The 18,283-nt window shown below is 73.9% G+C and carries 19 protein-coding genes; 5 read left to right on the top strand and 14 right to left on the bottom strand.

Features of this window, described 5'->3' with window-relative positions; genetic code table 11:
- Window position 1 precedes the first annotated feature (1 nt).
- The 5 genes from arfB to ACI793_RS07285 all read right to left on the bottom strand — a co-directional run bounded on the left by arfB (window position 2) and on the right by ACI793_RS07285 (window position 3,125).
- Window positions 2-442 carry an alternative ribosome rescue aminoacyl-tRNA hydrolase ArfB gene (gene arfB, locus ACI793_RS07305; protein ID WP_456605710.1) on the bottom strand — a complete coding sequence of 147 codons (441 nt, stop codon included), beginning with the start codon at window positions 440-442 and terminating at the stop codon, window positions 2-4.
- A 20-nt stretch (window positions 443-462) separates the two neighbouring features.
- On the bottom strand, window positions 463-1,479 hold the full coding sequence (locus ACI793_RS07300) for a hypothetical protein (RefSeq protein ID WP_456605709.1): 1,017 nt from the start codon (window positions 1,477-1,479) through the stop codon (window positions 463-465).
- Window positions 1,480-1,519: 40 nt separating this feature from the next.
- Window positions 1,520-2,032, bottom strand: coding sequence for a membrane protein insertion efficiency factor YidD (gene yidD / locus ACI793_RS07295; RefSeq protein ID WP_456605708.1), 513 nt, complete (start codon window positions 2,030-2,032; stop codon window positions 1,520-1,522).
- Entirely contained in the window at window positions 2,032-2,889 is an 858-nt protein-coding gene (locus ACI793_RS07290; protein WP_456605707.1) for a glucose 1-dehydrogenase, read from the bottom strand. The genes yidD and ACI793_RS07290 overlap by 1 nt, the downstream gene beginning before the upstream one ends.
- 104 nt (window positions 2,890-2,993) lie before the next feature.
- Window positions 2,994-3,125 (bottom strand): hypothetical protein, encoded by a 132-nt coding sequence (locus ACI793_RS07285; protein ID WP_456605706.1) that lies wholly within the window; start codon window positions 3,123-3,125, stop codon window positions 2,994-2,996.
- Window positions 3,126-3,294: 169 nt separating this feature from the next.
- On the opposite strand from ACI793_RS07285, the gene ACI793_RS07280 reads away from it, so the two are divergent.
- On the top strand, window positions 3,295-5,859 hold the full coding sequence (locus ACI793_RS07280; RefSeq protein ID WP_456605705.1) for a DEAD/DEAH box helicase: 2,565 nt from the start codon (window positions 3,295-3,297) through the stop codon (window positions 5,857-5,859).
- A gap of 129 nt (window positions 5,860-5,988) precedes the next feature.
- On the opposite strand, the gene ACI793_RS07275 is transcribed toward ACI793_RS07280, so the two are convergent.
- A complete protein-coding gene (locus ACI793_RS07275; RefSeq protein WP_456605704.1) occupies window positions 5,989-6,273 on the bottom strand; it encodes a hypothetical protein in 285 nt (94 codons plus the stop codon).
- 345 nt (window positions 6,274-6,618) lie between these two features.
- On the opposite strand from ACI793_RS07275, the gene ACI793_RS07270 reads away from it, so the two are divergent.
- From ACI793_RS07270 to ACI793_RS07260, 3 genes are all read left to right on the top strand, one after another.
- Window positions 6,619-7,194, top strand: coding sequence for a hypothetical protein (locus ACI793_RS07270; protein WP_456605703.1), 576 nt, complete (start codon window positions 6,619-6,621; stop codon window positions 7,192-7,194).
- 204 nt (window positions 7,195-7,398) lie between these two features.
- On the top strand, window positions 7,399-8,256 hold the full coding sequence (locus ACI793_RS07265; RefSeq protein ID WP_456605702.1) for a DUF4349 domain-containing protein: 858 nt from the start codon (window positions 7,399-7,401) through the stop codon (window positions 8,254-8,256).
- Between the two features lie 121 nt (window positions 8,257-8,377).
- Window positions 8,378-9,292 (top strand): phytanoyl-CoA dioxygenase family protein, encoded by a 915-nt coding sequence (locus tag ACI793_RS07260; protein WP_456605701.1) that lies wholly within the window; start codon window positions 8,378-8,380, stop codon window positions 9,290-9,292.
- 28 nt (window positions 9,293-9,320) lie between these two features.
- Here ACI793_RS07260 and ACI793_RS07255 read toward each other — a convergent pair whose 3' ends face one another.
- The gene (locus ACI793_RS07255) at window positions 9,321-9,833 is read right to left on the bottom strand and encodes a GNAT family N-acetyltransferase (protein WP_456605700.1); all 513 of its coding nucleotides are present in this window, start codon (window positions 9,831-9,833) and stop codon (window positions 9,321-9,323) included.
- Between the two features lie 64 nt (window positions 9,834-9,897).
- Here ACI793_RS07255 and ACI793_RS07250 point away from each other — a divergent pair, with 64 nt between their 5' ends.
- The gene (locus ACI793_RS07250) at window positions 9,898-10,482 is read left to right on the top strand and encodes a GNAT family N-acetyltransferase (protein ID WP_456605699.1); all 585 of its coding nucleotides are present in this window, start codon (window positions 9,898-9,900) and stop codon (window positions 10,480-10,482) included.
- A 37-nt stretch (window positions 10,483-10,519) separates the two neighbouring features.
- Here ACI793_RS07250 and ACI793_RS07245 read toward each other — a convergent pair whose 3' ends face one another.
- The 7 genes from ACI793_RS07245 to ACI793_RS07215 all read right to left on the bottom strand — a co-directional run bounded on the left by ACI793_RS07245 (window position 10,520) and on the right by ACI793_RS07215 (window position 18,269).
- Complete coding sequence (locus tag ACI793_RS07245; protein ID WP_456605698.1) at window positions 10,520-10,738, bottom strand: hypothetical protein; 219 nt, start codon at window positions 10,736-10,738, stop codon at window positions 10,520-10,522.
- Window positions 10,739-10,868: 130 nt separating this feature from the next.
- Window positions 10,869-12,287 (bottom strand): FAD-binding oxidoreductase, encoded by a 1,419-nt coding sequence (locus tag ACI793_RS07240; RefSeq protein WP_456605697.1) that lies wholly within the window; start codon window positions 12,285-12,287, stop codon window positions 10,869-10,871.
- Entirely contained in the window at window positions 12,284-13,801 is a 1,518-nt protein-coding gene (gene mqo, locus ACI793_RS07235) for a malate dehydrogenase (quinone) (RefSeq protein ID WP_456605696.1), read from the bottom strand. Before mqo ends, ACI793_RS07240 begins: the two co-directional genes overlap by 4 nt.
- A complete protein-coding gene (locus ACI793_RS07230) occupies window positions 13,798-14,715 on the bottom strand; it encodes an AEC family transporter (protein WP_456605695.1) in 918 nt (305 codons plus the stop codon). Before ACI793_RS07230 ends, mqo begins: the two co-directional genes overlap by 4 nt.
- On the bottom strand, window positions 14,712-15,575 hold the full coding sequence (locus ACI793_RS07225; protein ID WP_456605694.1) for an ATP-grasp domain-containing protein: 864 nt from the start codon (window positions 15,573-15,575) through the stop codon (window positions 14,712-14,714). The genes ACI793_RS07230 and ACI793_RS07225 overlap by 4 nt, the downstream gene beginning before the upstream one ends.
- Entirely contained in the window at window positions 15,572-17,086 is a 1,515-nt protein-coding gene (locus ACI793_RS07220) for an aldehyde dehydrogenase (NADP(+)) (RefSeq protein WP_456605693.1), read from the bottom strand. The genes ACI793_RS07225 and ACI793_RS07220 overlap by 4 nt, the downstream gene beginning before the upstream one ends.
- 31 nt (window positions 17,087-17,117) lie before the next feature.
- Window positions 17,118-18,269, bottom strand: a complete 1,152-nt coding sequence (locus ACI793_RS07215; RefSeq protein ID WP_456605692.1) for an L-talarate/galactarate dehydratase — start codon at window positions 18,267-18,269, stop codon at window positions 17,118-17,120.
- Between the last annotated feature and the right edge of the window lie 14 nt (window positions 18,270-18,283).

The following is an 18,283-nucleotide window of genomic DNA, read 5'->3' as shown; positions in this document are numbered from 1 at the left end:
CTCAGTCCCAGGTGCGGCGCTGCTTCTTCAGCTGGCCGCGCTGCTTCTTCGCCTCGATCCGCCGCTCCTTCGAGCCGCGGGTCGGCTTGGTGCGCCGCCGGGCCGGCGCCGGCGGGGCGAGCGCGGCGCGCAGAACGGCCGCCAACCGCTCGCGCGCGGCCTGCCGGTTGCGCAGCTGCTGGCGGTGCTCGCTCGCCGCGATGGTCAGGACGCCGTCGACGAGCCGGGCGCCCAGCCGCTGGGCCAGCCGCGCCCGCTGCGGGTCGCTGAGGCCGGGCAGTTCCAGCGGAGCCACCGACAGCTCGACGCGCGAGTCCGCGGTGTTGACGCCCTGCCCGCCCGGCCCCGACGAGCGGGAGAAGCGCCACGACAACGCGGCCGCGGGCACGACGAGGGACGAGGTGACCGGCAGGTCACCGGCGGCGTCGTCGACAGCGGGCATGCGGACAGTCTGGCCGACGGTCAGGACGGCGCCGGGGCCAGCGGCCCGGGAGCAAGATGTTCGGCCGTCCACTCCGCCACGCTGAGCTGCCACTCCCCCCGCTCGTCCGGGTGCACACCGCGCAGGATCCGCCGCCAGGTCAGCGCGCGGGCCAGCGGCGCCACGCGCAGCGCCAGATCGCACTGCCGCCGCAGCTCACGGGCGGTGCCGTGGCCGGTCCAGGGCTCCAGATAGGCGTCCCGGAGCCGCCGGAGAGCCGGTGACCCCGCCGCCAGTCCGAGCACGCGGGCGGCCGAGACGAGCGCGACCTGCACGCTGAGGAAGGGGTGCGCGACGGAGGCGTCACCCCAGTCGAAGAACCGGTACCGGCCGTCGGAGGCGAAGACGTTGCCGTCGTGCAGGTCGTCGTGCTGCACCGTGGCCGGCACCCCCGCTGCCAGTTCCCGGCAGGCCTCGGCGTAGCGCCCGAGGTCGGCGGTCACGCGCGCGCGGACGCCAACATCCAGGCCGCCGGGGAGCCCTGCGCACTGCGCCTCGTCGTCGGCCAGCAGCTCGGTCACCAGGTCCGGCAGCACCGTGGGGCGCAGGTCCGGGACGCCCAGGGCGAGCAGCTCCCCGGAGTGCCCGATCAGGTCCAGCTGGAGGGTCGCGTAGGACTGCAGCATCGCCGCCCAGGTGCCGGCGTCGCTGCCGTGCTCGCGCAGCCGGACGCCGCCGTCGGGCAGGAGGAGGAGCCGGCGGGCCGGATCGACGGCCAGGGGCACCAGGACCCGGTCGGGCATCCACCGCCCCAGCGCCTCGGTCAGCACGGGTTCGTGCGCGGAGCCGGCTCCCGGCGCCTTCAGCCAGGCGACACCGCCGTCGTGCAGGGGCAGCCGGAAGGCCGTCGACCAGATGCGGACATGGGGCTGCTCGGGCTCGCCGTCGAGCGCGAGCCCGGCCCCGGCCAGCTGCCCACGGGCCCAGGCCAGGGCAGCGTCGCGCCAGTCCGGATCCCGCCAGGTCGCCAAGCCTGTCGTCGGCCCGCCCGTGGTCACCGCGCGACGGTAGCCGGCACCGGCCGCTGCACAGCCGCGGTCAGGCGGCGCCGGGCACCGGGTCCGGTCCACCGGCGGCCCCGGGACGACAGCGGACCAGCCGGCGCAGGGTGAGCCAACTCCCCCGCCCGGCGCCGTGCCGCTCCAGGGCCTGCACCGCGTACGCCGAGCACGTGGGCTCGTAGTGGCAGCACGGCGCCCGCTTCGGGCTGATCTCGCGCTGGTAGACGCGCACCGCGGCCACCATCCGGTCCGCCAGGCGGGCGCCCCGCTCCCCTGTCCCGGTCTTCCGCATCCGGCCGGCGGTGACCGGCGCCAGCAGCACCGCGTCCATGCCGCAGCCGACGGCATTGGCCAGGCAGCAGCCGGTGTTCAGGAACAGCAGGTCGCGCAGGCACGAGTCGTTGCGCCGTCCGTACCCCCGCCCGTAGCCCGGGGCCGGGCCGTACCCGCCGTACCCCCGGCCGTACCCCCGGCCGTAGCCGGGTCCGCCGTACCCGCGACGGGAACGACGACGTCGGGGGCCCCAGCCGCTGCTCCAGATGAAGACCATCAGAGGATCGGCTTGCCGCCGGTGACAGCGATCCGCGCCCCCGAGACGTAGGAGGACTCGTCGCTGGCCAACAGCACGTAGACCGGCGCGAGCTCGGCGGGCTGCCCCGGTCGGCCCATCGGCACCTGCTGCCCGAAGCTCTCGACCTTCTCCTCGGGCATGGTCGAGGGGATCAGCGGCGTCCAGATGGGACCCGGCGCGACGCTGTTCGCCCGGATGCCCTTCTCCGCGAGCATCTGGGCCAGCGACGCGGTGAAGTTCGCGATGCCGGCCTTGGTCATGGCGTAGGCGATGAGGTTCGGGCTGGGGTTGTCGGAGTTGACCGACGACGAGTTGATGATCGACCCGCCCTGGCCCATGTGCGGCAGGGCGTCCTTGGTCAGGGTGAACATCGCGGACAGGTTCGTCGCGACGGTGTGGTCCCACTCGTCGTCGCTGATCTCGTCGAGCGAGTCGTGGCTCATCTGGAACGCGGCGTTGTTGACCAAGACGTCCACGCGGCCGAACTCCTCGACCGCCTTCGGGATGATCGTCTTGCAGTGCGCCCGGTCGGAGATGTCCCCCGGCACCAGCACGCACTTCTGGCCGGCCTGCTCGACGTACCGCGCGGTGTCCTGGGCGTCCTCGTGCTCGCTGAGGTAGGAGATCAGGACGTCGGCCCCCTCGCGGGCGAACGCGATCGCGACGGCGCGGCCGATGCCGCTGTCCCCGCCGGTGATGACCGCCTTCTTGCCGGCCAGCCGGCCCGACCCCTGGTAGCTCTCCTCGCCGTGATCCGGCTTGGGGTCCATCGCACCGAGCGTGCCGGGCGGGGTCTGCTGCTGGGCGGGCTGGGTCTCGGGACGAGGTGACGACACGGTGGTCCTCCGGGGTGGATCGGCTGCGGACGGCGGTCCGGGGCGCTGCTTGCCCGGCTGCTCGCCGACTGCCTACCCGCGCCGATCCGCGCGGAACCCGCTCGTCAGGCGGCGCGGGCCAGGCTCTCGGCCGCCGGGGCGGACACGGGCAGCTGCCAGCGCATCTCGAGCCGACGACGGCCCGCATCGTCGACGACGGGCACCCACCGGCATTCCGGGCACTCTGGATTGCGCATGGACGGCCACCTCTCGTTCACCTTCTGTTCATCTTGCAGATCCCGAGTGTCCATCATCACGCTCGGTTAGTCACCCCGTTACCGGATCGTGACCTCGACCGGGACGCAGGGGGCGCACCGGCACGGGGTCGCGGGAAGCCACGGGACGTCGGGCACGCTGGTGCACCTGATGACCACGACCGTTGCCCCTCCCCTGCTCGACGACGTCGCCGATCTGACCTCCCTGCGCGCGAAGGGAGCCGACCCCGACGAGCTGTTCGCCTCCTTCGCCGCCTGGGCGGAAGCGGGCGGCACGACGCTGTACCCGGCCCAGGAGGAGGCGCTGATCGAGCTGGTCAGCGGCGCGAACGTCGTCCTGGCCACGCCGACCGGCTCGGGCAAGTCGCTGGTGGCCACCGGGGCCCAGTACGCGGCCCTGGCCGCCGGTCGCCGCAGCTACTACACGGCGCCGATCAAGGCGCTGGTCAGCGAGAAGTTCTTCGCCCTGTGCGGCGTCTTCGGCGCGGCCAACGTCGGCATGCTCACCGGCGACGCCAGCGTCAACGCCGGGGCGCCGATCATCGCGTGCACCGCCGAGATCCTGGCCAACATCGCGCTGCGCGAGGGCGCCGACGCGGACATCGGCCTCGTCGTGATGGACGAGTTCCACTTCTACGGCGACCCCGACCGCGGCTGGGCCTGGCAGGTGCCGCTGCTGGAGCTGCCGAAGGCGCAGTTCCTGCTGATGAGCGCCACCCTGGGCGACGTCACGTCCCTGCGCGAGGACCTCACCCGCCGCACCGGCCGGCCCACCGCGCTGGTCGCCAACGCCGAGCGGCCGGTGCCGCTGCACCACTACTACGCGACCACGCCGATGCACGAGACGATCCAGGAGCTGCTGGACACCAAGCAGGCGCCGGTCTACGTCGTCCACTTCACCCAGGCCTCCGCACTCGAGCGGGCGCAGGCGCTGATGAGCGTGAACGTGTGCAGCAAGGAGGAGAAGGCCGCGATCGCCGACATGATCGGTGGCTTCCGGTTCACGTCGTCGTTCGGGACGACGCTCTCGCGGCTGGTCCGGCACGGCATCGGCGTCCACCACGCCGGCATGCTGCCCAAGTACCGGCGCCTGGTGGAGCAGCTGGCCCAGGCCGGCCTGCTCAAGGTCATCTGCGGCACCGACACCCTCGGCGTCGGCATCAACGTGCCGATCCGGACCGTCGTGTTCTCGGCGCTGTCGAAGTACGACGGCGTCCGCACCCGCCTGCTGCAGGTGCGCGAGTTCCACCAGATCGCCGGCCGCGCCGGGCGGGCCGGCTACGACACCGCGGGCACCGTCGTCGTCCAGGCGCCGGAGCACGAGGTGGAGAACCTCAAGCAGTTCGCCAAGGTCGCCGACGACCCGAAGAAGCGCCGCAAGCTGGTGCGCAAGAAGGTGCCCGACGGCATGGTGCCGTGGAGCGAGGCGACGATGACCCGGCTGGTCGAGGGCGAGCCGGAGAAGCTGACCAGCAACATGCGGGTGTCGACGGCGATGGTCCTCGACGTCGTCGACCGGCCCGGGGACCCGTTCGCCGCCATGCGCCGGCTGCTCACCGACAACCACGAGCCGCGCAAGAAGCAGCTCAAGCTGATCCGCGAGGCCATCGGCATCGCCCGCTCGCTGCTGCAGGCCGGCGTCCTGGAGCGGCTGCCGGAGCCCGAGCCGGACGGACGGCGCTACGACCTCAAGATCGACCTGCCGCCGGACTTCGCGCTGAACCAGCCGCTGTCGACCTTCGCGCTGGCCGCGATCGAGCTGCTGGACCCGGAGTCCGACACCTACGTCCTCGACGTCGTCAGCGTCATCGAGGCGACGCTGGACGACCCGCGGCAGATCCTGGCTGCGCAGCTGAACAAGGCCAAGGGCGAGGCCGTCGCCCAGATGAAGGCCGAGGGCATCGAGTACGACGAGCGGATGGAGCTGCTCGAGGAGGTGACCTACCCCAAGCCCCTGGAGGAGCTGCTGGGCGCCGCCTTCGAGATCTACGTGCGCACCAACCCGTGGGCGGCCGATGCGCACCTGTCGCCGAAGTCGGTCGTCCGCGAGATGTGGGAGCGGGCCTTCACCTTCCGCGAGCTGGTCAACACCTACGGCCTGACCCGCTCCGAGGGCGCGGTGCTGCGGTACCTGTCGGACGCGTTCAAGGCGCTACGGTCCGGCGTGCCCGCGGACGCCCGCACCGAGGAGGTCACCGACCTCGTCGAGTGGCTGGGCGAGCTGGTGCGCCAGGTCGACTCCTCGCTGCTGGACGAGTGGGAGTCCCTGACCAACCCCGACGACGACGGCCCCGTGGCCGAGGTCGCGGTGCCGGCCCGGCCACGGCCGCTGACCGGCAACGAACGGGCGTTCACCGCGATGGTCCGCAACGCGCTGTTCCGCCGGGTGGAGCTGTGGGCCCGCCGCCGCTGGTACGACCTGGGCGAGCTGGACAAGGCTTCCGGCTGGGACGCCGACCGGTGGGAGACCGTCGTCCGGGGCTACTTCGCCGAGCACGACGAGGTACGGACCGGCGGCGACGCCCGCGGTCCGGCGATGCTCATCTGGGACAAGTCGGAGCCCGGCGTCTGGAAGGTGCGGCAGATCGTCGACGACCCGGCGGGCGACCACGACTGGGGCTTCGAGGTCGAGGTCGACCTGGAGGCCTCCGACGAGGAGGGCTCCGCGGTCATCCGCCTGGTGCACGCCGGCCGCAAGGACGACGCCTGGGCCTGATCGGCGCAGGTACGGAGCGCGGACACCGACGACCGTCGTCGGGGAGCGGCCCACTGCGGGGCAACTGACCGAGACGTTTCCGCGGGAACGTCTCCGCCCCACGAAGGACTCCAGGTTGCCGGGGTCCACTCAGGCGCAGAGAGCGTTGCCCGGGAATGCCGGCCACGCCTCGACCGTGTCACCGTCCACGGCGTAGGCCGTCGAGAGGTCGTCCGCCAGCCACACGTCGACCCCGTAGTAGTTCTCGTAGCCGGTCGGGATCGCGTCGTCGGGCAGCGCGGCATCGGGAACGAACGACCCGACGGTCTCCTCGTCGAGAACGCCTTCGGGGTCGCGCACGAACACGAGCCCGGCGTTCTCGGTGTTGCCGCCGTCGAGCGGCCAGCGCATGCCCAGGAACAGGACGCTGTCCATCTCGCAGTGGGATTCGCCCGCGGAGATCCGGTAGTCCGATGGCGGGAACCCCTGGTCGTCGCGCTCCCACGTCGTCAGCAGGGCGGTCGTGATCGTCGTCGTGCCCGCTGCCGCTACAGCCGGACGTGGCGAATGCGAGCAGCAAGAGCAGCAGAGCCCGGCCGCGAACGGTCACACGATCATCGTGAGGGCCGACCAGCAGGCCGCTCCAGGCCGCAGCCTGATTGCCGCCGAATGGAGACCTCGAGGGAGGTCGGTCGGCGCTGGTCCCCCAGAGCGGCCCACTATGGGACATGCCGTCGGGCGGGGGCCCGCGAAGCGGTCTGGTCGTGCGATGGTCGCGCTATGCGGCCACCGACCTTCGCGGCGGACTTCAGTGAGCAGTGGAGCGCATGGGTCCTTGACCACGGCCTGCCGGAGTTGCCAGGTCCAGACCTAGCGGTCGGCCAGTCGGTCCCTGTGTCTTTCTGGGCGGGGCCGAGCGCGGGCGCAGTGGTGCACGTCAGGCGCGTCGTCGACGAGCGCCTTGACGAGCCGGTGATCGAAAGAGAGATCGACCAGTATGTCCGCGTAGAAGGAACGTGGATGCCGGAGATGGGCAGCGGTGGCGACTGGCGGCAGGTGCCGCCGCTGGCTCGCATTGACGTGCCGGCGACGTATGTCGCTTTTGACGGAAAGGGTGGCGGCCCCGGTGTTGGCCGGCCTGGCACCAAGGCGCTGTGGGGCAAGGTCGGCACCGCCGCCGCTTTTGGCGAGGTACGCCAGAACGGCGACTGCCTCAGGCGGCCGCTGGAAGCCCCGGTCGGGTTGTTCGTGGTCTGCGCTGACTACGCGCACCCCTTCACTGTTCGGATCCTGGACGCCCACGAACGCGTCCTCGCCGAGATCGAGGAGCCAGCCGGGTTCCAGCACCTGGTTTGACGCGCGATCGGGTGTCTCATAGGCCGCCCTCAGGGACACATCGATCAGGACGTTCCCGCGGGAACGCCTCGAAACAGCTCCCGCAGCTGCGCGCGTGACCGAGGGTGAGTCGACCGACCGGCTGGCGCGGGCCAGCCCCGTCGCCGCGTCACGATCGGGCATCGAGGCTGGTCGGCAGCCCGATGGCGGTCCTACGGTCCCGGCATGAGGCGCCTTCTCGGCACGACGATCGCGACGCTGGCTGTGCTGGTCGTCGTCGGATGCACCGGCTCGGGCGGAGACGAGTCCAGCAGCGCGGACAGCGCCGGTGGCGGCGCGGGGGCCGTCTCCGACGAAGGTGGTGCCGCGGCCGACTCCGACCGGCAGGTGATCACGACCGCCACCGCCTCCCTCGTCGTGGACGACCCGCCCGACGCCGCCCAGCGGGTGAGCGAGCTGGTGGAGTCCGCCGGCGGCCGGGTGGACGAGCGGACCGAGCAGGCGGCGGCCGGGGACGGCGACGAGGAGTCGGCCAGCGCAGACCTCGTCGTGCGGGTGCCCGCTGACGAGCTGACCGACGTCCTGGCCGACCTGGAGGACCTCGGCGAGGTGGCGAGCGTGTCGGTGTCCCGCTCCGACGTGACCGGGAAGGCGGTCGACCTGGACGCCCGGATCTCCGCCCTGCAGACCTCCGTGGCGCGGCTGCTCGCCCTGATGGACGAGGCGGCGTCCACCGAGGCGCTGCTCTCGGCCGAGGGAGCGCTGTCCTCGCGGCAGGAGCAGCTGGAGTCGCTGCAGGCGCAGCGCGCCCTGCTGGCCGACCAGGTCGAGCTGTCGACCCTCCATGTGCACCTGCGCCCGGACGGCGTGGCGCCGCCCGGTGGTCCGGACGGGTTCTTCGAAGGGCTCAGCACCGGCTGGCGCGCCCTGGTCTCCGCCGCCGGCGGAGCCGTCGTCGTCCTCGGCGTCCTGCTGCCGTGGCTGGCCGTCGCCGCCGTGATCGTCGCGGCGGTGCTCCTCGCGCTGCGCCGGAACCGACGGCGCGGCGCGGTCGAGGCGGTGCCTCCCGCTCCGCCGGAGTGAGCGACGAGCGGGCGGAGCTGAACGCACGACCCGGCACGCTCAACGCGTAGGAGACCGGCCGCCCGGGGCAGCAGGGCGATAACTGGTTGCCCGGCTCCTCGGTGCCGCCGAGGCTCCCCCCATGGACCTCGCGGACGCGGCACGGGCTTGGGAGACCGAGGGCTTCGTCGTCCTCCCGGCGTTCATCCCCGCCGACGAACTCGAACCGGCCGTGCGCGAGCTGCCCGCGATGTTCCCAACGGCCGACGGCTTCCACGACGGCGCGGATCCCCGCCGCGAGCGCTTCCTCGGCGACGAGTTCGCCGGCATCGACGCGTTCCCCTTCGCGAGCACCGAGGTCAGCCTGCTCGCCGTCCACTCCCGCCTGCTGGCACTCGCGCAGGCGCTGCTGCCCGAGGACGACGTCCACCTGTACGGCGCCGAGGCATGGGCCAAGTACACGGGGGCCTGCGACTACGAGCAGGACCTGCACCGCGACTACCTGAACCACACGATCCTGGTGCCCAGCTCGACCCCGGGCTGCCGGCAGCTGGAGATGTTCCTGTTCCTCACCGACGTGCCGGAGGAGCTGGGCCCACCGCACCTGGTCGCCGCCCGGCACACCGCCGACCTGCCCGCGGTGCCCAACTGGTTTCTCCGGCCCGGCGCATCCGGCGGGTCCCGGTTCACCGACGACAGCGGGAGCCCGCAGCTCTACGAGGCCGAGGTGTCCGGCGCCGGGCCGGCCGGCACGGTCATCGCCTTCCAGCCCGGCACCGTGCACCGGGGCACCCAGCTCACCGCGCCACGGGGCGTCCGCTACAGCATGCAGGTCTGCTACCGGCCGGCCGGCCTCTCCTGGGGGCAACGGGGCGCCTGGGCCACGCGGAGCTACACCAGGGAGTGGGTGAGCTTCGTGAACCGGGCGTCCCCGCCCCAGTTGATGGCGCTCGGGTTCCCCGCCCCCGGGCATCCGTACTGGACCCCGGACACCCTGGCCGGCACCGCACTCCGCTATCCGGGACTCGACCTGACGCCGTGGCGGTCGGCCGGATGAGCCGGGGGGCGCCGGGGTCGTGCGCCGCTCACGCGCGCATCCCGCGCGGGAGACGCAACTCGTACCGCTCGAGGGTCACGACGTAGCCGTCCGGATGGGCCCGCTCCTCCGTGCCGATCAGCTCGTAGCCGAGTCGTCGCGAGACCGCGGCGGACGCGCTGCCCGGCCGCGCGAGGCTGACGACCGACCGGATGCCCGCCGCTGCCAGCTCGTCCAGGGCGAGCCGCCGGGCAGCGAGGCCGATCCCCCGGCCCTGCTCGGCGCGCGCGATCACGGAGAACGTCTCCGCCCGGGCACCGCCGTCGTCGATGGCAGCGCTCAGGTAGCCCACGACCGCTCCATCGACGCCGATGGTCCAGACGCGGCCGCGGGCCGCCAGGCGCCGGTCACGCGCGAGGCGAAGCCGGTCCAGCACCTGACCCGGATCGCCGTGCAGCCAGTCGTGGTCAGTGATGCCCGGAGGGTCGACCGGTGCGGCGGACAGTGCGCGGGCGGCGGCCTCCAGCGCCCGATCCCCGGCCGGGACGAGTCGCACGCGCACCAGTGGATGATGTCGTCCCGGGGCGGCCCGGGCGATGGGCGGCCAGCGATCAGGAGGAGCTGTCGTGGACCTCCGGCACGTCGAGACGGAGCGGCTCCGGCTCGACGCCGTCGTCCCCGGCGACCTGGGCGCGCACGTCGCGCTGATGTCGGACCCCGGCACGTGGGCCCACCTGCCGTCCGGGCGGCACACGTCGCCGGAGCGGACGGCGGAGGGCATCGCGCACTCGCTCGGCCACTGGGCACGGAACGGCCTGGGCTACTGGACGGCGCGGCTACGCCACGACCTGCCCGGGACGACGTTGCGCGCGGAGGAGGTCGTGGGCACAGGTGGCTGCGCCGTCCGGGTGGGGACGGCGTGGTGGAACCTCTACTACCGCTTCACGCCCGCGGTCTGGGGCCGGGGCCTCGCGGCGGAACTGGTCGCCGCAGCACTCGACGCCGCGCATCGGGCCGATCCCGGGCTGCCGGTCGTCGCCACCCTGCTCGAGCACAACCTCCGGTCCCGCGGGCGCGCCGAACGCTCGGGGCTGACGCTGCTCTGGCGCGGGCCGGACGCCGGGAACCCGGACCCGGACGCCGTCCGGCTCGTCTACGCCGACCGCGAGCTGCCCGACGAGCTGCTCGGGCGGATCGCCACCCACCCGTGACCCGGCGGCGGTTCCCCGTGCCGGCCGGGGGGGTGCGTCAGCGCCGGAGGTCGTCCGAGACGTCGATGACGATGGCGGCGAACGTGCGGGTGTCCACCTCGTCGTCGACCGTGACGCGGACGATGTCCGCGATCTGCTGCTCGGACCGCGGCCGTGCCGCGGTCACGCGGGCCGCGGCCAGCTGGTGCAGGTACCGCACCCGGGCGGGGGCGGCCGAGCGGGGGGTGGACGACGGTTCGACGCGCTGGGGGTGCATGGGGACGACGGTAGGCCGCCCGCGCGGATGTGACCGGAAACACCGCCGCGCGGCACGAACCGGTCCGTCCCAGGAGTCGCACGGGGCCTCCCCGGCCACACCGGACGCCCCCCGCACGGACGGCCGCGGTTCAGCCCGGCAGCACCTTGCCCGGGTTCATCAGGCCCCGCGGGTCCAGGAGCTGCTTGACGCCCCGCATCAGGTCCAGCTCCAGGGCGTCCTTGTAGTCGGCGACGAGCTCCCGCTTGGACTGCCCCAGTCCGTGCTCGGCGCTGATGCTGCCGTCGAAGCCGCTCGTCGAGTCGTAGACGACCCGGCCCAGCGCGTCGGCCCGCCGCCGGAACGCGTCGTCGTCGCCGTTCTCCGGCTTGCTCAGGTTGTAGTGCAGGTTGCCGTCGCCGATGTGCCCGTAGACCACGATGCGGACGCCGGGGAGCGCCTCGTGCAGCGCGCGGTCGGTCCGCTCGACGAAGTCGGCGATGCTGCTGACCGGCACCGTGACGTCGTGCTTCAGGCTCGGGCCCTCGAAGTTCTGGGCCTCGGAGATCCCCTCGCGCAGCGCCCACAGCGCATCGACCTGCGTGGAACCCGAGGCCACCACCGCGTCCGCGGCGACCTCGCGCTCGAACGCCTCGGCCAGCGCGGCCTCGAGCAGCCCGCCGAGGCCGGCCTCGGGCAGGGTGTCGCCCAGCTCCACGAGCACGTACCAGGGGTGCGGTGAGTCGAAGAGGTCGCGGGCGCCCGGGACGTGCCGCAGCACGAACTCGACGCTCTGGCGGCTCATGAGCTCGAAGCCGGTCAGCCGGTCCCCGCAGAGTCCGCGCACGATGCCGAACAGCTCGACCGCCGCGTGCACCGACGGCAGCGCCACCCACGCAGTCGCCCGGCTGCGGACGGCGGGGAACAGCTTGAGCACCGCCGCGGTGACCACGCCGAGCGTGCCCTCGGCGCCGATGAACAGGTGCTTGAGGTCGTAGCCGGTGTTGTCCTTCCGCAGCCCGCGCAGGCCGTTCCAGATGCGGCCGTCGGGCAGGACCACCTCGAGCCCGAGCGCGAGGTCGCGCATGGTGCCGTAGCGCAGCACCGCGGTGCCGCCGGCATTGGTCGACAGGTTCCCGCCGATCGTGCAGCTGCCCTCCGACCCCAGGGAGAGCGGGAACAGGCAGCCCTGCGCGGCGGCCGCCTCCTGCACCGCCTGGAGCACGACGCCGGCCTCCACGGTGATCGTCTGGTTGACCGGGTCGACGGCGCGCACCCGGCGCATCCGGTCCAGCGAGAGGACCACCTGCCGGCCGGAGGCGTCCGGCACCGCACCTCCGCACAGTCCGGTGTTGCCACCCTGCGGGACGACGGCCACCCCGTCCCCGGCGCAGATCCGGACGACCGCGGCGACCTCGTCGGTGCTGGCGGGCCGGACGACGGCGGCGGCGGTGCCGCGGTAGGCGTCGCGCCAGTCGCTGAGGTACCCGCCCAGCTGCGCGGGGTCGGTGACCAGCCCCGCCTCCCCCACGGCCTCGCGGAGCCGCTCGAGCAGTCCCGGGCCCGTCATGCCGGCTCCCCCGGGGGCTCGCCGGTCGCCTCGTCGAGGCGGAGCACACGACGGGCCGCCTGCGCCCGGGTCAGCAGCTCGGCCGGGTCCAGGCGCTCCGCTCCCCCCGCCGACGGCACGATCTCGGCCAACCGGGGCGCCCAGGCCGCCATGCGGCCGGGGAAGCTCGCCGCGAGCACGTCGACCATCGTCGCGGCCGCGGTGGAGGCACCGGGTGAGGCCCCGAGCAGGGCGGCAAGGGAGCCACCGGCGGAGGTGACCACCTCCGTGCCGAATCCGACCATGGCCCCGCGACCGCCGGACATCTTGAGCACCTGGACCCGCTGCCCGGCCGGAACCAGTTCCCAGTCATCCGCCTCGACGTGCGGGACGAACGTCCGCAGCGCGTCCAGCCGGCCCCCGGAGGTCTGGGCGAGCTGCCGGACCAGGTAGGTCATGAGCGACCGGTTGTCCCGGGCCGACGCCGCGAGCACCGGCAGGTTCCCCGGCCGCACGGACCGGAGGAGGTCGCTGAGCCGCCCCGTGCGGAGGAAGCGCGGGGAGAAGGCCGCGAACGGCCCGAACACGAGGTGCTCCCGGCCCTCGACCGTGCGGTGGTCCAGGTGCGGCACCGAGATGCTCGGCGCCCCGGGGGCGGCGTGCCCGTACACCTTGCCGCGGTGCGCCGCGACGAGGTCGGGGTTCGCCGTCCGGAGGAACCGGCCGCTGATCGGGAAGGCGCCGTACCGGCGCACCTCCGGGACCCGTGCCTGCTGCAGCAGCGGCAGCGTCCCGCCGCCCGCGCCGACGAAGACGTAGGGCGCGCGCAGCAGCCCCGGTGCGCCGGTGCGGCGGTCGCGGACGCCGACGTCCCAGGCCCCGCCGTCCCGGTCGAGCGAGGTCACCTCCTGCCCCAGCCGGACGTCGGCACCCCGGGACCGCAGCGCGGTCAGCAGCCGCCGGGTGAGCACACCGAAGTCGACGTCGGTGCCCTGCGTCGAGCGGGTGACGGCGACGGGACCGTCGTCCGGGCGGTCGCCGAACATCAGCGGCAGCCAGTCGGCGAGCTGCGCCCGGTCCTCGCTGTACTCGGTGCCGGCGAAGAGCGGATGCCCGCGGAGCGCCTCCCACCGGGCCCGCAGGTGGGCCACGCCGTCGGTTCCGCGCCCGAACCCGGCGTGCGGCACCGGGCGGACGAAGTCCTGCGGCGGGCCGATCCGGCCCGCCGAGACCAGGTGCGCCCAGAGGACCAGCGAGGCGGCGAACTGCTCGCCGATCGCCACGGCCTGCGAGACGTCGACCGATCCGTCGGCCCGGCGGGGCGTGTAGTTGAACTCGCAGAGCCCGGCGTGGCCGGTGCCGGCGTTGTTCCAGGCGCTCGAGCTCTCCAGCCCCGCCTCGTCCAGCCGTTCCACGACGGCGATCCGCCAGCCCGGCTCGAGTTCGCCGAGGAGCGTCCCGAGCGTCGCGCTCATGACGCCGCCGCCGATCAGGACGGCGTCGAACTGCTCCTTGCGCATGGGAGTTCCCTTCATGTCAGCAGCACCGCGATGCCGACGAGGACGGGCACCGACAGCACGGTGCTGAGCAGGATCACGTCGCGGGCGAGCACGGTGCCCCGGTCGTACGTCGCGGCGTAGACGAAGATGTTCTGCGCCGTGGGCAGCGCCGAGGTGACGGTCACCGCCAGCAGGGCGACGCCGTCGAGGCCGGCGACCCACCGGCCGAGGGCGTAGGCGATGGCCGGCATCGCCAGGTTCTTGAGGACGACGGCCAGCCACACCTGCCCGGCGAGCGCGCCGGCGGCCGGCCGGGGCGCGCCGTGCAGCGACATGCCGTACGCCAGGAGCGCCGCCGGCACCGCCAGCGCGGCGATCAGCTCCACCGGTTCGAGGGCGAGCGACGGTGGGTCCCACCCGCTGGCGGCCAGGAGCAGACCGAGCGCGCAGCCGATGACCACCGGGGTGCGCAGGGGCCGGAGCAGCAGCGACCACCTGCTCGTCGCCGCCCTCGGGCCGGCGAGCACCGCCAGTCCGACCGGGGCCATCACCAGGACCTGGAACAGCAGCACCGGTGCGACGTAGGAGGCGTCGCCGAGGATGTACACCGACACCGGGATGCCGAGGTTGCCGGCGTTGACGTAGGAGGAGGACAGCGCTCCGGCGGCCAGCTCCGGCGGGGCCAGCCCCCAGCGCCACCGCGCCAGCGCCGTGTACAGCAGGGCGACGAGCACCGCGCTGCCCGCCGTCCCGACGAGGGCGAGGGACAGGACGGCGTGGGTGTCCGCCGCGCCGAGGGTCAGGAACAGCAGCGCCGGGGTGGCCACGAAGAACGACAGCCGGGACAGCATGCCGGGTGCCTCGGGACCGAGCAGCCCGGTCCGTCCCACGAGCCAGCCCACGGCGATCACCGCGGCCAGTGCGGCGAAGCCGCCCAGCACCCCGCTCACGCGCGCAGTTCCGCCTCCACCGCGCGGACCAGCGCCTCCGCGGCGTCCGGCGCCTGGGGCAGGAAGAGGCTGGGCTCGGTGAGCTCGAGCTCCAGCACGACCGGCCGGCCGGTGGGGTCCCGGACCAGGTCGATGCGCGCGTACAGCGGCGCGGGGGCTCCCGGCACCAGGGTCGGAATCGCGTCGAACACCGACTCGGCGACCTCGCGCTGATCGGCCGACGGCTGCACCGGGCGCAGGTCGCCCCGGCTGTCGCGGTCCTGCCGCACACCCTCACCGCGGCCCAGCAGCGGGCCCTTGCGCACGGCGTGGGAGAAGCGGCCGCCGATGAACAGCATCGCGGTCTCGCCGAGGTCGTCGACGCTGGCCTGGTAGGGCTGCACCATCGCCGTCCGGCCGGCGCCGGTCAGCTCCGCCACGTGCGCCAGGGCGGCCGCGGCGTCGGCCCACCGGGCGGTGTCCCGCGATCCCGCGGAGACCGACGGCTTCACCACCCACTCCTCCGCGTCCGGCAGCTCGTCCGCGGCGGCCGGGTCCCACGCCGTCGGAACCACCGGCAGCCCGGCGCGCTCCAGGTCGCGCACGTAGGTCTTGTCGGTGTTCCACCGGAGCAGCTCGGCGGCGTTGCGCAGCCGCGGCACCCGCCCAGCCCAGGACAGGAACTCCTCGAGGCGCCACGCGTAGTCCCAGCAGGAACGGACGACGGCGAGGTCGTAGGCGGCCCAGTCGAGGCCGGCGTCGTCCCAGCGGACCAGGTCGACGGTCAGCCCCGCCTCCCCGAGCGCCGCAGCGGCGATCGGGAGGTCGGGGTCGACCGCCAGGCCGCGCTCGGAGCTGACGAGGGCGACCCTCGGGGTCACCGGGGCAGCTCGAGGACGCCGTCGATGCGCCGCGGGATGCCGCGGTAGTCGTCGGTGAGCTCCTCGGGGAGCAGCTCCTGCGGCGCGCCCTGCCAGGTCACCGGCCGGAGGAACCGGCGGATCGCGGTGGTGCCGACCGAGGTGTGCTGGGAGTTGGTGGACGGCCAGGGCCCACCGTGGTGCTGCGCCCAGGAGACGGCCACGCCCGTCGGGTAGGCGTCGTAGACCAGCCGTCCCGCCCGGGTGCGCAGCTCCTGGGAGACGGCCAGCGGCAGGTCGGTCTCGCCCGATCCGCGCAGCACGGTGGCGGTCAGGGACGACGGCATGGCCGACAGGGCCGCGAACAGGTCGCCCTCGCCGTCGTACCGGGCCACCACGCTGACCGGGCCGAAGCACTCCTCGGTGACCTCCTCGGGCAGGTCGCCCGCGGTGGTGGTGAGCAGCCGCGGCACGGCGCGGAAGCCCTCGTCCGCCGGCTCGGCGCCGCGGGCGATCTCCTCGACCCCGGGCGCCCCGGACAGCCCGTCGGAGATCCGGCCGTAGGAGGCGGCGATCCCCTCGTTCAGCAGCACCGGCGCCGGTGCGGCCCGCACGGCCTCGGCCATCGCCTCGACGACGCGGTCGCCGTCGGGACCGGCCGGCACGAAGGCCAGGCCGGGCTTGGTGCAGAACTGCCCCCCGCCGAGGGTGAAGGAACCGACCAGCTCGCGACCGATGACCTCACCGCGCTCGCCGGCCGCCTGCGGCGTCACGATCAGCGGGTTCAGGCTGCTCAGCTCGCCGAAGAAGGGCACCGGGTCGGGGCGCTGCTCGATGATCTGCAGCAGCGCCCGGCCGCCGTTGACCGAGCCGGTGAAGCCGACGGCGCGGATCGCCGGGTGGGCGACCAGGTCGGCTCCGGCCTGCAGCCCGTGGACGATGCCGAACGTGCCCTCGGGAGCGCCGGCCGTGCGGGCAGCCGCCACGAAGACGTCGAACACCAGCTGCGAGGTGGCCGGGTGCGACCCGTGCGCCTTGACGACGACGGGGCAGCCGGCGGCCAGCGCGGACGCGGTGTCGCCGCCGGGCACGGAGAACGCGAGGGGGAAGTTGCTCGCCCCGAAGACCGCGATGGGGCCGATCGGCAGCAGCATGCGGCGCAGGTCGGGACGCGGGCCCATGGGGGTGTCCCCCGGGTGGTCGATCGCGGCCTCCAGGTAGCTGCCCTCGTCGAGCACCTCGGCGAACAGCCGCAGCTGGTAGGCGGTGCGGGTCAGCTCGCCGTTCAGGCGGGTCGTCCCGAGCGCGGTCTCCCGGTCGGCGACGGCGACGACGTCGTCGCGGCGGGCCTCCAGGGCGTCGGCCAGGGCGCGCAGCAGCGCGGCTCGGCCGGCGCGGCCCATCGCGTCCAGGCCGGGCGCGGCGGCGAGGGCCGCCGCGCAGAGGCGGTCCACCTCCGCGGTGGTGGTCTCCTGCGCGACCACCTCGACCGCCTCGCCGGTGCTGGGATCGATGCTGACGACGTCGCTCATGTGGCTGTCCTCCGGTGCTGTGGTGCGGTGGTCAGTGCGTCGCGCCGACGTGGAAGCGGTCCACGGTCCAGGCGCGCGCCTGCTCGCTGAGGGTGATGCCCAGGCCGGGCCGGTCCGAGATGTACATGCGCCCGTCGCGGGTCTCCAGGCGCTCGTTGAACAGGGGGTGCAGCCAGTCGAAGTGCTCCACCCAGGGCTCGCGCGGGTAGGCGGCGGCCAGGTGCGCGTGGATCTCCATCGCGAAGTGCGGCGCCAGCAGCAGGCCCGCCTGGTCGGCCAGGGTGGCCAGTGTCAGGAACTGGGTGATGCCGCCGATCCGCGGCGCGTCGGGCTGGAGGATGTCCACGGCGCCGGCGCGGATGAGCGCGGCGTGCTCCGCGACGCTGGTCAGCATCTCCCCCGTCGCGATCGCGGTGTCCAGGCTGCGGGCCAGCTCGGCGTGGCCCTCGGCGTCGTAGGCGTCCAGCGGCTCCTCGATCCACACGAGGTCGAACTCCTCGAGCCGGCGGCTGACCCGCATGGCCGTCGGGCGGTCCCACTGCTGGTTGGCGTCCACCATGAACGGCACGGCGTCGCCGAGGTGCTCGCGGACGGCGCGCACCCGGCGCAGGTCCTCGGCCGAGTCGGGCAGACCGACCTTGATCTTGATGCCGCCGACGCCCTGCTCCAGGGTGCGGGTGGCGTTGTCCTTCACCTGCTCGACCGACTCGTGCAGGAAGCCGCCCGAGGTGTTGTAGCAGCGCACCGAGTCGCGGTGCGCCCCCAGCAGCTTGGCCAGCGGCAGGCCCGCGCGCTTGGCCTTGAGGTCCCAGAGCGCGATGTCGATGGCCGCGATCGCCTGGGTGGAGGCGCCGCTGCGGCCGACCGACGCGCCGGCCCAGACCAGCTTGGTCCAGAGCCGGGCGATGTCGCTGGGGTCCTCGCCGAGCAGGTCCGGCGCCACCTCGCGGGCGTGCGCGAACTGCGCCGGGCCGCCGGCCCGCTTGGAGTAGCTGAACCCCACGCCCTCGAGGCCGGACTCGGTGCCGATCTCGGCGAAGAGGAAGGCGACCTCGGTCATCGGGCGCTGCCGGCCGGTGAAGACCTTCGCGTCGCTGATCGGGTTGGCCAGCGGCAGGGTCACCGACGACAGGCTCACCGAGGTGATCCGGTCGAGCACGGCGGGGGGTGCGGACGACGTCACAGGGTCTCCTGACC

This window comes from Blastococcus sp. SYSU DS0617, from assembly GCF_054051075.1.
The sequence above is the reverse complement of the archived record's forward strand: the minus strand, read 5'-3'. Positions and strand labels throughout refer to the sequence as shown.